The 12,132-nt window shown below is 72.0% G+C and carries 14 protein-coding genes and 1 tRNA gene; 5 read left to right on the forward strand and 10 right to left on the reverse strand.

Annotation, left to right across the window (positions count from 1 at the left end):
• Positions 1-98: 98 nt before the first annotated feature.
• The 5 genes from AB0O82_RS02655 to AB0O82_RS02675 form a co-directional block, all read right to left on the reverse strand.
• Positions 99-677, reverse strand: a complete 579-nt coding sequence (locus AB0O82_RS02655) for an NAD(P)H-dependent oxidoreductase (RefSeq protein ID WP_363579793.1) — start codon at positions 675-677, stop codon at positions 99-101.
• A gap of 98 nt (positions 678-775) precedes the next feature.
• Positions 776-1,660, reverse strand: coding sequence for an NAD(P)-dependent oxidoreductase (locus AB0O82_RS02660; RefSeq protein WP_363579794.1), 885 nt, complete (start codon positions 1,658-1,660; stop codon positions 776-778).
• A 91-nt stretch (positions 1,661-1,751) separates the two neighbouring features.
• Entirely contained in the window at positions 1,752-2,165 is a 414-nt protein-coding gene (locus AB0O82_RS02665) for a hypothetical protein (protein ID WP_363579795.1), read from the reverse strand.
• A gap of 43 nt (positions 2,166-2,208) precedes the next feature.
• Entirely contained in the window at positions 2,209-2,625 is a 417-nt protein-coding gene (locus tag AB0O82_RS02670; protein WP_107453052.1) for a PPOX class F420-dependent oxidoreductase, read from the reverse strand.
• 71 nt (positions 2,626-2,696) lie between these two features.
• Complete coding sequence (locus AB0O82_RS02675; RefSeq protein ID WP_363579796.1) at positions 2,697-3,254, reverse strand: heme-binding protein; 558 nt, start codon at positions 3,252-3,254, stop codon at positions 2,697-2,699.
• A gap of 332 nt (positions 3,255-3,586) precedes the next feature.
• On the opposite strand from AB0O82_RS02675, the gene AB0O82_RS02680 reads away from it, so the two are divergent.
• Positions 3,587-4,870: a sensor histidine kinase gene (locus AB0O82_RS02680; protein WP_363579797.1), complete on the forward strand. Its 1,284-nt coding sequence runs from the start codon at positions 3,587-3,589 to the stop codon at positions 4,868-4,870.
• Entirely contained in the window at positions 4,867-5,511 is a 645-nt protein-coding gene (locus tag AB0O82_RS02685) for a response regulator transcription factor (protein WP_363579798.1), read from the forward strand. The genes AB0O82_RS02680 and AB0O82_RS02685 overlap by 4 nt, the downstream gene beginning before the upstream one ends.
• A gap of 611 nt (positions 5,512-6,122) precedes the next feature.
• On the opposite strand, the gene AB0O82_RS02690 is transcribed toward AB0O82_RS02685, so the two are convergent.
• Together AB0O82_RS02690 and AB0O82_RS02695 are read right to left on the reverse strand one after the other, a co-directional pair.
• The gene (locus tag AB0O82_RS02690) at positions 6,123-6,641 is read right to left on the reverse strand and encodes a hypothetical protein (RefSeq protein WP_363579799.1); all 519 of its coding nucleotides are present in this window, start codon (positions 6,639-6,641) and stop codon (positions 6,123-6,125) included.
• Between the two features lie 105 nt (positions 6,642-6,746).
• Complete coding sequence (locus tag AB0O82_RS02695) at positions 6,747-7,226, reverse strand: tail fiber domain-containing protein (protein ID WP_363579800.1); 480 nt, start codon at positions 7,224-7,226, stop codon at positions 6,747-6,749.
• Positions 7,227-7,570: 344 nt separating this feature from the next.
• Between AB0O82_RS02695 and AB0O82_RS02700 the strand changes: the two genes are divergently transcribed.
• On the forward strand, positions 7,571-7,846 hold the full coding sequence (locus tag AB0O82_RS02700) for a hypothetical protein (protein WP_363579801.1): 276 nt from the start codon (positions 7,571-7,573) through the stop codon (positions 7,844-7,846).
• Between the two features lie 67 nt (positions 7,847-7,913).
• Here the strand turns inward: AB0O82_RS02700 and AB0O82_RS02705 are convergent, their stop codons facing one another.
• On the reverse strand, positions 7,914-9,146 hold the full coding sequence (locus tag AB0O82_RS02705; RefSeq protein ID WP_363579802.1) for a DNA sulfur modification protein DndB: 1,233 nt from the start codon (positions 9,144-9,146) through the stop codon (positions 7,914-7,916).
• A 689-nt stretch (positions 9,147-9,835) separates the two neighbouring features.
• Positions 9,836-9,909: transfer RNA gene (locus tag AB0O82_RS02710), tRNA-Gly, on the reverse strand.
• 275 nt (positions 9,910-10,184) lie between these two features.
• On the opposite strand from AB0O82_RS02710, the gene AB0O82_RS02715 reads away from it, so the two are divergent.
• Together AB0O82_RS02715 and dcd are read left to right on the forward strand one after the other, a co-directional pair.
• Positions 10,185-10,406 (forward strand): hypothetical protein, encoded by a 222-nt coding sequence (locus AB0O82_RS02715; protein ID WP_079135746.1) that lies wholly within the window; start codon positions 10,185-10,187, stop codon positions 10,404-10,406.
• A 72-nt stretch (positions 10,407-10,478) separates the two neighbouring features.
• On the forward strand, positions 10,479-11,054 hold the full coding sequence (dcd, locus tag AB0O82_RS02720; protein ID WP_363579803.1) for a dCTP deaminase: 576 nt from the start codon (positions 10,479-10,481) through the stop codon (positions 11,052-11,054).
• 84 nt (positions 11,055-11,138) lie between these two features.
• On the opposite strand, the gene AB0O82_RS02725 is transcribed toward dcd, so the two are convergent.
• Positions 11,139-12,029, reverse strand: a complete 891-nt coding sequence (locus AB0O82_RS02725; protein WP_363579804.1) for a metal-dependent hydrolase — start codon at positions 12,027-12,029, stop codon at positions 11,139-11,141.
• Positions 12,030-12,132 lie beyond the last annotated feature (103 nt).

A 12,132-nucleotide genomic window follows, 5' to 3' on the forward strand; every position in this document is an offset into this window, starting at 1 on the left:
AACGCCCTGCGAACGTCCACGTGAGCGCCGGCGTGCACATCCGTGCGAACGTCCGCGTCAGCGTCCGCGCGAGCGCCCGCCGGAACGGGTGCGCGGGCTCAGCCCGCGAAGAAGGACTTGGCCGCGATCAGCGCCCGCTCGTCGCGCAGCACGTCCCCGGGGCGGGTGCCGTTGCCGAGCAGCGCGCCGCCCCAGCGCATCCCCATGTACTCGGCCGTCAGCCGGAGCGTGCCGATCAGCGGTTCGGCCTTGTCGTCCTCGGTGGCGAGGGCGGTGACGCCCCAGATGGTGCCGCCGCGCATCCGGGCACGGAAGTCAGCCCCTGGCTGCCGGAGCCAGGACGACCAGTGGTCGAGGTAGAGCTTCGCGCTGGTCGGCAGCGAGTACCAGTACAGCGGTGCGACGAAGACCAGGTCGGTGGCCGCCAACGTGGCGTCCAGCAAGGTCCGTTCGTGGCCGACCGGCTCGGGGTGGCGGCCTCCCTCGACGTGCCGCAGGTCCTCGAAGGGCGGCAGCGGGTGCTCGCTCAGCCGCAGCCAGCGCTGCTCCGACCCGGCCGGCAGGCTCGCCTCGGCGGCCAGCCGGGCGAGTTGCTCGGAGTTGCCGCCGGCCCGCGCACTGGCGTTGAGGAACAGAAAGGTGCGCGGCGCCTCGGCGCCCGTCGGCTGGTCGGCCATCGGGACTCCCCCGGTCGGTGGTGCGGATGAAGGTGCGAGCACCCCCCGCCCCCCGGTTGTTCCACGTCCGGCGCCCGGGAGTTCGCCCGGGAGTTCGCTCAGGCGGGCAGGCCGGCCCGGCGCCGGGCGACGGCCGCGACCGCCGCCCAGTCCTTGTCCGCGTCACCGTGGGCCAGCGCGTCCAGGAAGGCGTCCCGCAGGATGCCGCCGAACGGGAGCGGGACGTTCCGCGCGGCCCCGGCCTCCAGGGCCAGGCCGACGTCCTTGAGGCCCAGCGGCAGCCTGAACCCGGCCGGCTCGTAGCGGCGTTCGGCCACCATCGCGCCGTAGCCGGAGTAGACCGGCCCCGGGAACAGCGTGCCGGTGAACATCTCGACCAGGTCGGTCGGCCGGACGCCGTGGGCCTCAGCCAGGCTGCACGCCTCGGCCATCGACTCGATCGCGCAGGCCAGCAGGAAGTTGGTGCTGATCTTGGCGGTGTTGGCCTGTCGCGGGCTCGCACCGAAGTGCCAGGTGCGCTCCCCCATCGCGGCGAACAGCGGCTCCGCGCGGGCCAGCAGCTCCGGCGCGCCGGCGGTCAGGATGTTCAACCGGCCGGCCGCCGCGACCGGCGGACGGCCGAGGACCGGGGCGGCCAGGTAGCCGATGCCGTGCTCGGCGTGCAGTGCCTCGGCGCGCTCGGCGAGTCCGACGGAGATGCTGGCCATGTTGACGTGCAGGGTCGTCGCGGCGCCCGCGAGCAGGGCGGGGTCGAGCAGCAGCCGTTCGACCGCCTCGTCGTTGGCGAGCATGGAGACCACGGTGTCGGCGGCGTACACCTCGGCGAGTGTGCCCGCCGCCTCGGCGCCCTCGGCCACCAGGGTGGCCACCGGCTCGGGCGAGCGGTTCCAGACCCGGACGGTGTGGCCGGCCCGCAACAGGCTGCCGGCCATGCCCCGCCCCATCGCACCCAGCCCCACGAAGCCGATCGTCGCCCCGGTCATCCCGCACTCCCGTCGCCGTCACCGTCACTGTCACCGCATCTGCGGATGACTGTACGTCAGGAGACGGTGGCCTCCTGCGTACTGGACGGACTCACGCACAGGCGCGCTCCGGTAGCCGGACGCGGCCGCGCTCCAGCTCGGTGACCACCCGGCGGCTCAGCAGCTCGTACTGGGCCTGGAGCCGGCCGGGGCGGGCCGGGCGGGCGACCGGACGGCCGGGGCCGACCAGTTCGTCCGGCCCGAACTGCTCGCGGGTGAGGTCGATCTCGATGCCGGTGGCGAAGCGGTTCCACCAGTGCAGATCCGTCCGGACCCCGCCGACGTGCACCTCGCCCATCATCAGCTCGCCGCCGAGCAGGTCGTGCACCACCATCGCCGTCACCCCGCACTGTCCGCGGGCGGGATTGTCGGGACGCCAGTGGGCCAGATCCTCGGGCGCACAGGTGTCGACACCCCAGGAGGAGCGGATCGCACGTTCGATGTCGTTGAGGGTCCACGCCGTCATACCGGGAAGCCTGCCATGCACCACTGACAGCGGCACCGGCTTTTCAGAGGGCCACCCCGTGTTCTGCGGAGACCTTCTCGATCTTCACCCGAACGAGCAGTTCCCCCGGCACGCCGTTCCGGGCCCCGTACTGCTCCGCGACGTCCTCCCCCATGTACCGGGCGGCGATCCGGGTGGCCCAGGCGCGCACCTCGGCCAGGTCCTCGCTCAGCCGGGCGGTGCCCTGCACGAGAACGTACGCGAAGGGCGGCCGGTCGTCGTCCACGCAGATCATCACCCGGCCGTCGCGGGCCAGGGTGCGGCCCTTGACGGTGCCCGCACCGGTGTTGAAGACGAGCTCGTCGCCGTCCAGCAGGAACCAGACCGGCGCGACGTGCGGACGGCCGTCGGCCCGGGTGGTGGCGAGCTTGGCGGTGCGGGTGCCCTCGGAGAGGAACGCCCGCCACTGGTCATCGGTCATCGTCGGCATACCGCCCATCCTGGCCGGTCGGCCCGCCCCGCGCATCAGGGGACGGGCAACCGGCCAGGGGATCACTTCGCCAGTGCGGCGACACCCGCCTGCGCGAACTGCTCGTCCAGGTCGCCGCTCGGCGCGCCCGCGACACCGATCGCCGCGACCGGGGCGCCCTTGGACTGCACCGGGGCGCCGCCGGCCAGGAACAGCGTGCCCGGGATGTCCTTGAGGGTCGGGGCCTGGGCCAGTCGCTTGGTCAGCTCCGAGGTCGGCGCGTTCCAGGAGACCGCCGTGAACGCCTTGCGCTGCGCCGACTCCGGAGACTGCGGGCCGGCACCGTCGCCCTTGAGCAGCACCCGGGTGACACCGTCCCGGTCGACGACCGCGACCGAGACGTGCTGGCCGGCCTTGGCCGCCGCGTCCAGGGTGGCCTGGGCGGCGCGGGTCGCGGCGTCGATGGTCAGGCCGGTGCTCTGGGCGAGGTTCTTGTTCTGGGTGTCGACCTTCACCGCGGCCGGCGCGGCCGGGGTCCCTGAGGTCTCGGCGCTGGCCGAGACGGCGCCCACGGTGGCGGCGAGCGCGGCGGCGGCGAGAGTGCCGGTCAGCACCCGGGTGCGCACGGAGATCTTCTTCATGGTCCAGCTCCTCAGCGGATCGGCGAACGGGATCGGGGCCGCCGGGCGGCAGGGGGTCCGCCCGGCTCCACCCCGATCCTCCGGCCGGGGCGAGGCTCGCCACATCGACGCTCCGGCGCGACCGCGCGGGCATGATGGAGGACAGCCCCGTCAACCGATCGGCTGATGCGGGACCGGGTCGACCGGGCCACCATCGAGGGATCGGTGCAGGTCGGTGCGCCGGGCGCACCGGGCGCACCGGGCACGCGGTCGAGGCGGCCGGTGCCCGTCCGGATGCCGACCGCCCACCGAGGCGCCCAGGTGCCGATCGCCCGTCCAGCCAGGAGCCACCCGTGCAGCAGCCCCGCCCCGCCGCCGGTCACGACGCCGGCGACCCGGACGCGGGCCGCCTGGCGGTGCTGCTCGACTCCGCCTTCCTGCTGCTGCTCGCCGCCTCGCTCAGCCGCTACCTCACCCACCATCCCGGCAACCCCCGGATCCCCTGGGTGATCGGGCTCAGCATCGCCCTCGCCCTCGCCCAGCCGGCCGGCTCCTGGCTCGCGCACTGCCACCCGCCACCGCCACCGCCACCAGCGCCCGCGCCCGCGCCCACGCCCACGCCCACGCCCGGGGCTGAAGCTGCGCCCGGCGACCGGGTTCCGCGTCGGCGCCGGTGGCCGCTGGCCCTGGTGGTCGCGCTCTGGGTGGTGCTGGTGCTGCTCGCGCCGAGCTTCGCCTGGTGCGCCGTCCCGCTGGTCTACACCGCGCTGCGCACGCTCCCCGCGCGGGCGGCGATCCCGCTCGTGGCGGCCCTGACGCTGCTGGTGGTGATCGCCGAGCTCCGGCTGGCCGGCGGGGCGGACGCCACTCTCGTCCTGCTGCCGTTCGCGGTGGCCGCGCTCGCCACCGGCGTGTTCCTCTTCATGGACCGGCAGGACGCCCGGCAGCGCGCCCTGATCACCGACCTGGTCCGCACCCGGCGCGAACTCGCCGCCACCGAACGGCGGGAGGGCACCCACGCGGAGCGCGAGCGGCTCGCCATGGAGATCCACGACACCCTGGCCCAGGGGCTGTCCAGCCAGCAGATGCTGTTGCAGGCCGCCGAGCGCACCTGGGACACCGAGCCGACGACCGCCCGCACCCACGTCCGGACCGCCGCCGAGGTGGCGGCCCGCAACCTGGCCGAGGCCCGCCGCTTCGTCCACGACCTCGCACCGGCCGAACTCGCCGACGGCCGTCCGCTCGACCAGGCGCTGCGCGCGCTCGCCGGACGGGAGGCCGCCGAGAGCGGTCTGCCGGTCCGCTTCCACCTGGACGGCACGCCCGTCCCGCTGCCCGCCGCCGCGCAGTCCGCGCTGCTGCGGATCGCCCAGGGCGCGCTGGCCAACGTCCGGGAGCACGCCGGTGCTTCGGCCGCGGCGATCACCCTGTCCTACCTCGGCGACCAGGCCGTCCTGGACGTCGCCGACGACGGGCGGGGCTTCGACCCGGGCGCGGTCGGGTCGGCCGGCGGCCGCGGGTACGGGCTGCCCGCGATGCGCGCCCGGCTGCGGCAGTTCGGTGGCACGCTGACCGTGGAGAGCACCCCCGGCGAGGGCACCGTCGTCTCCGCCGCGATCCCCCTGGAGCACCGATGAGCGAACGAACCGGACCCGCCCCCGTCCGGCTGCTGGTCTGCGACGACCACGCGGTGGTCCGGGCCGGCCTGCTGGCGCTGCTCGCCAGCGCGGGCGACATCGAGGTGGTCGGCGAGGCGAGCACCGGGGAGGAGGCGGTCGCGCTGGCCACCGGGCTGGCGCCGCAGGTGGTGCTGATGGACCTCCAACTCGGCGACGGCATCGACGGGGTGGAGGCCACCCGGCGGATCACCGCCGCGCCGGGCGGTCCGCACGTGCTCGTGCTCACCACCTACGACACCGACGCCGACATCACCCGGGCGATCGCCGCGGGCGCCACCGGCTACCTGCTGAAGGCCGAGCGGCCGGAGGAGTTGTTCGCCGCCGTGCACGCCGCCGCCCGGGGCCGTACGGTGCTCTCGCCGCCGGTCGCCTCCCGGGTGATGGCGCAGATGCGGGCGCCCGCACCGCAGCTCACCGAGCGCGAGCAGGACATCCTCGCGCAGCTGGGGCAGGGGCTGGGCAACCGGGAGATCGCCCGGGCACTGTTCATCAGCGAGGCCACCGTGAAGACCCATCTCGGCCGGATCTACGACAAGTTGGGGGTGGACACCCGGTCCGGCGCGGTGGCCGTGGCCAAGGAGCGCCGACTGCTGCGCTGACGGGCCCTCACGTACGGCCGGGCCGTCCCGCCGGTGAACTCACTCCGCATCAGCCTGCCATAGCACCACAGGACGCATCCGCTGCGCTCAGCGCTCGCGCGGTGTCACTGCGTGCTGCCATGATGCTCGGAATGTCGGATTCCAGCGCGGCCCGCCGCACGGCCTGCCGCCCGTACCGGAGCCCGTCGCGCGCCCGTCGAAGGGTCGCCGGGCGTCCTGCCGGGCCTCAACCCGCTGGTCCAGCGCCTGGCGGGACCTTACGGACCGACCGTCACGTTTGTGGATTTTTCGTGGATCCCACTATTGACAAACCAACCACGCGGTTTGTTACCGTGATACCAACGACGTCCCCGGGGGTGGGGGCTCGCCGGGGCCTGTGCGGACCGCTCTCGCCGGAGGGTGCTGCCAGGGGGGAACGGCGGGGCTGCCGGGGAGTCGGGGGGAGCGGCAGCGCGAAGCCGCGCGACGAGGCGGTGCGGAGCGAGTCCGGGGGGACTCGCTCCGCGCCTCCCCTGCGTCCACGAACCTCCGCCGCCCCCAGCGCCTTCCGGTTCTTCCGGCTCCCCGGTTCTTCCGGCTCCCTGGTTCTTCCGCAGCCGGACAGGGCCTGGCTAGCCCATCGCACTCCAGTACGGGCAGCACACGTTCGGCAACGGTGCCGGGCCGCGACCGCCGGCGCCCTGCAGTGACGGCAGCCGCTCCGAGCGGGCCACGCCGGGCGAGCTCGCGGTCAGTCCAGCCTCGCCCAACTCACCGAATGTCAGAGCCAGTCGATAACCGTCCAGAGTGGCGGCGGCGACTCCGGGGCGGCTCCGGCCGGCGTTCAGCGAAGTGATCGTCCAGCCTCGCCGCCGCCAGTGCCGCTCGACCGCGTCCACCAGTGCCGCCCGCCGGACCGCCGAGACGATGGTGAGGATGTCCCGCCCCCGGGTGACGTACCAGCGCAGGTCCGGGTCCCGCCCCGGCAACGGCAGCCGCGCGCCCGCTCTGGGCGCCGCCCCCTGCCAGACCGGCGCCGGCCGGACAGCGTCCAGGGTGTCCTGCAGCAGTGTCTCGCAGCGCTCGGCCGCTTCGAGCTGATCGACCGCCGGCGTCGGGCCGAGCCACCGGGCGGGCGGCACGACCGGCACACCGCCTCGGCTTCCACCCGGGAATCCGACATTCAGTTCGGCACCACCTGGCTGCACTGGTCCCCTCCACGCTCCTCCCGGCGTTCAGACCGGGCCGGGATTCCGTCACTGCTTGGACGGTGGACGTGGACGGACAGTTCCGCCTCTTACCGTTCCCACACCCTCCTCCGCACCCCTCTCGCACGCCCCTTTCGCACGCCCCTCCCGAGCCCCCGCATCCCCCGCCTCCCCCGCATCCCGCAGTTCGCTCAGGCGCCGGACCTCGGTGGTGAGTTCGTCGATGCGCCGGTTCAGGGCCTGGATGCAGACCAGGGCGATGCCGTTGGCGTCGACGACGGGGATCACGCGGGTGTTCTCATGGTGGAAGTCGAAGGAGGCGTGCCAGTCCTGGGCCATCGGTCCGATGTGCCGCACCTGCTCGGGCTCCCACAGGTAGCGCCAGGTGCTGATGGGCAGGGCGACGACCGTCTCCAGCACCTGATGGCCGTTGACCGCCCCGGCCGGGGCGACCGCGGCGGTGTCAGCGGTCTCGGTGCGCTCCGGGGCGGTCCGAGCCGCCTTCCCGGAGCGTCGGAACAGACCCATGCTCAGCGGCTCCAGTCGATCGGGACGCCCATCCCACCCGAGCGCCCCGCCCGCCCACGTCCGACAATCGGGACATAGGGGACCCCGCCGCCACGCTTCCCCCCATCGAGTGAAGCCCCCGCCCGGACCCGCATTCGACCGCCGCACCACCTGTACGAGCCGCCGTCCGGTCCGTCGAGAGCCGATCATCGCGAAACCCAGGGCGAGTTGGCAGGAGCAACTGGCGGTGGACCTCGGATTCGCAGGCCGGGGCCGGATGTTAACGGCGGGTTTCCGACGGGAACTATGCTCACGGTCGGAAGTACGGGGGGCCTTGAGGTGAACGACGGGCCTCCCGTGCGCCCATGGCGGGTCAAGTCGCTTTTCGGGAGCTCTTCCCGGAGTTCGAACGGCACCTGCGCTGGTACACCCAGAAGGGAGAGGAGGGACTTCTGTTCATCGGCAGGCACGGCGCCCCGTTCCGCCGCTCGACCTTCGGCCGCAAGTGGCGCAGGACCCGCAAGAAGCTGGGGCTCGACCATCTCCGCTTCTACGACCTCCGCCACACCGGCAACGTCCTCGCCGCCGTCGTCGGCATCCGCATCCGCATCCGCATCCGCATCCGCCGACGATCCGCATAGAAGCTGCGAAGACGCCAAGCGGCTCCTCCCCCACCGTGATTGGAGAGGATCCGCCGCTACCTGCAAGCTAGAAACGACCGCGGATCTGCATGCCGGTTTCGCTGTCCAGGTTGTTCAGCGCGTCATAGACCTTGTGGCCAGAGTCACGGGCACCACCGGCCCAGCTGATCTTGCCCGTGTGCGTCGGCTTGGCAGCGATGCCACTCCAGTACTTCGCCTCACGCTCCCACTGGACGTTCTCCAGGAGGGCTTCCAGGGTGACACCCTCGGGCATCGGGTCGGTCGACCAGGACATGGTGCGGCTCATGGTCGCGCCGAGGCCGGCCACGACGGCAGGAGCAGTGATGGCGGTCTTGGCGTGGAACAGCTCGGCGTTCTGCTGGAGGAAGTGGCCGACCGTCTCCATGATCTCGCGCTGGACGACGGCCTGCTCGGGGCGGCTGTTGTTGCCGTCGGTGGGGATGTCCTCGTACTCGATGCCGGTCGAGGCGGCATGGATGCCGGCCTTGCCGAGCATGGCCGTGGAAATGAGCGTCCGCAGGACAGACATCGTCATCCACTCCGCGGCCTTGTCCGACACCTGGCGCTTGCCTGTGAGGATCAGGCTGGACAGCGGAGCCGTGCCCTCACCGAACGGCACGGTCAGCGACTCCATCAACTTGCGCGTCACCGTGGTGCCGAAGTCGCGGCCGTCCATGGACATGGCCAGGGACTTGTCGACCGGGACACCCTTGAGGTTTCGGTCGTGGAAGATCTGCCGGGCGGCCATGACGCTGATGCCGTGGAAGATCTCAATGGAGAGCTTCAGTTCACCGAAGTCGAAATCCTCGAGGTCGTACGCCGCCGGGTTCTTCTTGATCCGGTGCAGCGCCGTGACCTGGGTCTCTGCGTCGAGTGCGATGAGGCCGTCACGGATCGGCAGGTGCCACATACCGCTCTCGTCCCGGCTCAGCGGGCGGGGGGACCAGAGGGTGATCTGCGGCACCGACCACGCACTATCGAAGTCCCCCCGCAAGCCGGCTGCAATGTAGTCCGCGTACTCGCCGACGTTCTTGGCCTTCTTGCTGCCTGCCGTACCTATGGGCCGCTGTACCTCGGCGCGCAAGCGGGCGTAAGGGTCGGTCTCATAGCCGGCCTTCACGGCACGCTTGGCGTCCTCCTCCACCTTCGCCGGGTCATTGACGAGGTAGAGCAGGTTCTCGCCGTCGATGACGGCGTTCACCATGACGTCCTCGCGGACGACCGAGAGCTGGATGGGGAAGCCGGTGGTGACCGGCTTCGTGAACATGGTGATGGACACGGGTTCCCTCCCCTACACGAGCGCCCCTCTGACGTCTCGTCGTGTCGTTGGACGCTAGCTGGTCACTCTTTAGATCGTCAACTGCGGTGACAGAACTCCCTATTTGACTTCACCTCAGCTGGAAAATCTCGAACTGCGGTGGAGTAAAGCTCGCCACAGCAGCGACTGCGAATGATTCTTCCTTGCCAGGTCTCTATCCGCGGAAGCTGCCGACCCCGCCAAAGCGTGGTTTCCCGCCGCTTCCGCAATGCCGCACGTCAGGGACAGGACGGACCACAAGATCCGAAACGACTGGAAGCTTCGAGGGGCATAGCTCCGCCCCCGGCTCGCCTGATGCAAACCGAAGCGCCTCGCCCGGCATCCCGACCCCCAACGGGGGATCGCCGATCAGAACATTCGGCCACTACAGCCGCCGAGCCCCTCGGGGATGTCAAGCTGCCGACCGAGCCGCCACGACCGTCGCCAGCACGCTCGGGGCCACCGACTCTCCGCCCGAGATCACAGCGCACCTCACCGAAGCCCTTGGCACCACCGATCGCCACTCACGACCTCGGAAGCCAGGCCGGCGAGCCGGCTTTCGCCGCCCGCACACCGCACCGATCGACCTTCTGGAGCGGATCTGGCACGACGACCCCGAATTGGTCCAGACAACACGAAAGCCCCAGGCCGTTGACCTGGGGCTTTACTGCTGGAGCGGGCGACGAGAATCGAACTCGCGCTCTAAGCTTGGGAAGCTCATGTTCTACCATTAAACTACGCCCGCCTGATGAGCCGTCAGAGACCGCTCAATCCAGTGTCACTGTACCCCATTCGCGACTGTGGTTGCACGGCCCGCCCGGGGAGTGGCGGGGCGGGCGGGGGTGGGTGGGGGGCGTACTGTGTGGGCCGCGTACGAGTGCTCCGGCGGGTGGGTTCGGGGCGGCGAGCCACGGTGTGGAATGTCCGGAGCATCCCCTAATGTGACGCTGTCCCGGGGCGAGGTCCCGCGGGGCGCGATGAGTACGGGTGAGTACTGGGTTAGGGATGGGAAGGGGATCGATGGAGCAGCGCGCCGTCGTTCGTTGTGCCGAGGGGCACCTGTTCAGCACCACCACGTTCCCGATGCAGAACCTCGGTCCGGGCCGGCTCGGGCCCGGGCGGCTGATCCGCTGTCCGCAGTGCGGGCGGCTGAGGAGTTCGGTGCTGGCCGACGTGCGGGAGCTGTCGGCGCCGCAGCTGGACCGGGCGCTGCGGCTGGAGGCCGCGGAGTTCCTGGCCTGACGGTCGACGCGAGGACGGAACGGGCCCCGGGCGGATTCGTCCGGGGCCCTGTCGTGCACGTAACCTCGAAGCGTGCTGCTCTCTGACAAGGACATCCGGACCGAAATCGACCTGGGCCGGGTCGTCGTCGACCCGTTCGACCCGGCGATGATCCAGCCGTCGAGCATCGACGTGCGCCTCGACCGCTTCTTCCGCGTGTTCGAGAACCACCGCTACCCGCACATCGACCCCTCCGAGGAGCAGCCGGACCTGACCCGGCTGGTGGAGCCCGAGGGCGACGACGCGTTCATCCTGCACCCGGGCGAGTTCGTGCTGGCCTCGACGTACGAGGTCATCTCGCTGCCCGACGACGTGGCGTCCCGGCTGGAGGGCAAGTCGAGTCTGGGCCGGCTGGGCCTGCTGACGCACTCGACGGCCGGCTTCATCGACCCCGGTTTCAACGGTCACGTGACGCTGGAGCTGTCGAACGTCGCGACGCTGCCGATCAAGCTGTACCCGGGGATGAAGATCGGGCAGCTCTGTCTGTTCCGGCTCTCCTCGCCGTCGGAGCACCCGTACGGCTCGGAGCGGTACGGCTCGCGCTACCAGGGCCAGCGCGGCCCGACGCCGTCCCGTTCGTTCCTGAACTTCCACCGCACCGACGTCTGATCCGGGCGGAGCGCACGCAGTACGGGCGGCCGACCCTCGCCGATGACGGACGAGGGGCGGCCGCCCGTCGCGTTTCCCGGGTGCTCAGGCCCGCTTGGGGCGGGTGACGGCGACCAGTTCGGTGCCGTCCTCGGAGAGCCGCAGTTCGGTGCGGAGTTCGGCGAGTTCGCCGAGGTGGTGCAGGTGGGTGCCGCCGCAGAAGATCTGCGCGCCGCCCTCGGGCAGCTCGCAGTGCCACTGGCGGCGGGCGGTGAGCTCGGGGCCGGGGACCTCGATGCGGACCGGGGCGGCGGCGGCGACCCAGGCGGCGAGCCGGGCGTTGACGGCCTCGGTGAGGGCGGGCAGGGCGTCCGCGAGGGCGGGGAGCTCGTCGGTGGCGTCCGCCGTGAAGCCCTTCTTCTTCAGCGACTTGCCGAGCCGGTAGGTGTCGGTGCTGGCCTCGGTGTCCATCACCGAGGTGGCCATCGCGAGGCTGTCGAAGTCGGGGTGGCCGAGGGCGTCGGAGCGGCCCGGGTCCTTGCGCCAGCGCGGCGCGAGGGCCTCGTTGAGGGCGAGGGCGAGCAGGTGGCAGCCGCTGTGCGAGGCGCTGAGGGCGGCCCGGCGGTCGGCGTCGACGGCGAGGACGGCGGTGCGCCCGACGAGGTCGCCGGGGTCGGTGTCGACGACGTGCAGGACCAGCCAGGACCACTCCTCGTCGCCGCGCCGGACCGGGATGTCGGCGCCGGCCAGCGGCGTTCCGCCGTCCGGGCCGACGGCGCCGGTGAGGCAGTCGACGACGGCCAGCTCGGTGCCGTCGACGGTGAGGATGCCGAGGTCCGCGGGCTGGTCGGGCCAGGTGTGGTCGAGCGGGTGGAACGGGGTGGCCCCGGTCACGACGGCGTGCCGACCGTCCCCCAGCGGGTGCACCGCGATCACCGTCGACTCGCCGGTCACCGCCCCGGCCGGGAAGCTGACGTGCGTGGTGGGGAGGGTCATTCCTGGCTCCGGTGACGTGGAACGGGTGAGGGGGTGGGGGCGTGAGGGGGTGGGGGGTGAAGGCTGAGGGGGTGAAGAGGGTGGACGGGCCCGGCCTGACCGG

Origin of the sequence: Kitasatospora sp. NPDC088264, from assembly GCF_040685715.1 — a bacterium.
Classification (GTDB): Bacteria; Actinomycetota; Actinomycetes; order Streptomycetales; family Streptomycetaceae; genus Kitasatospora.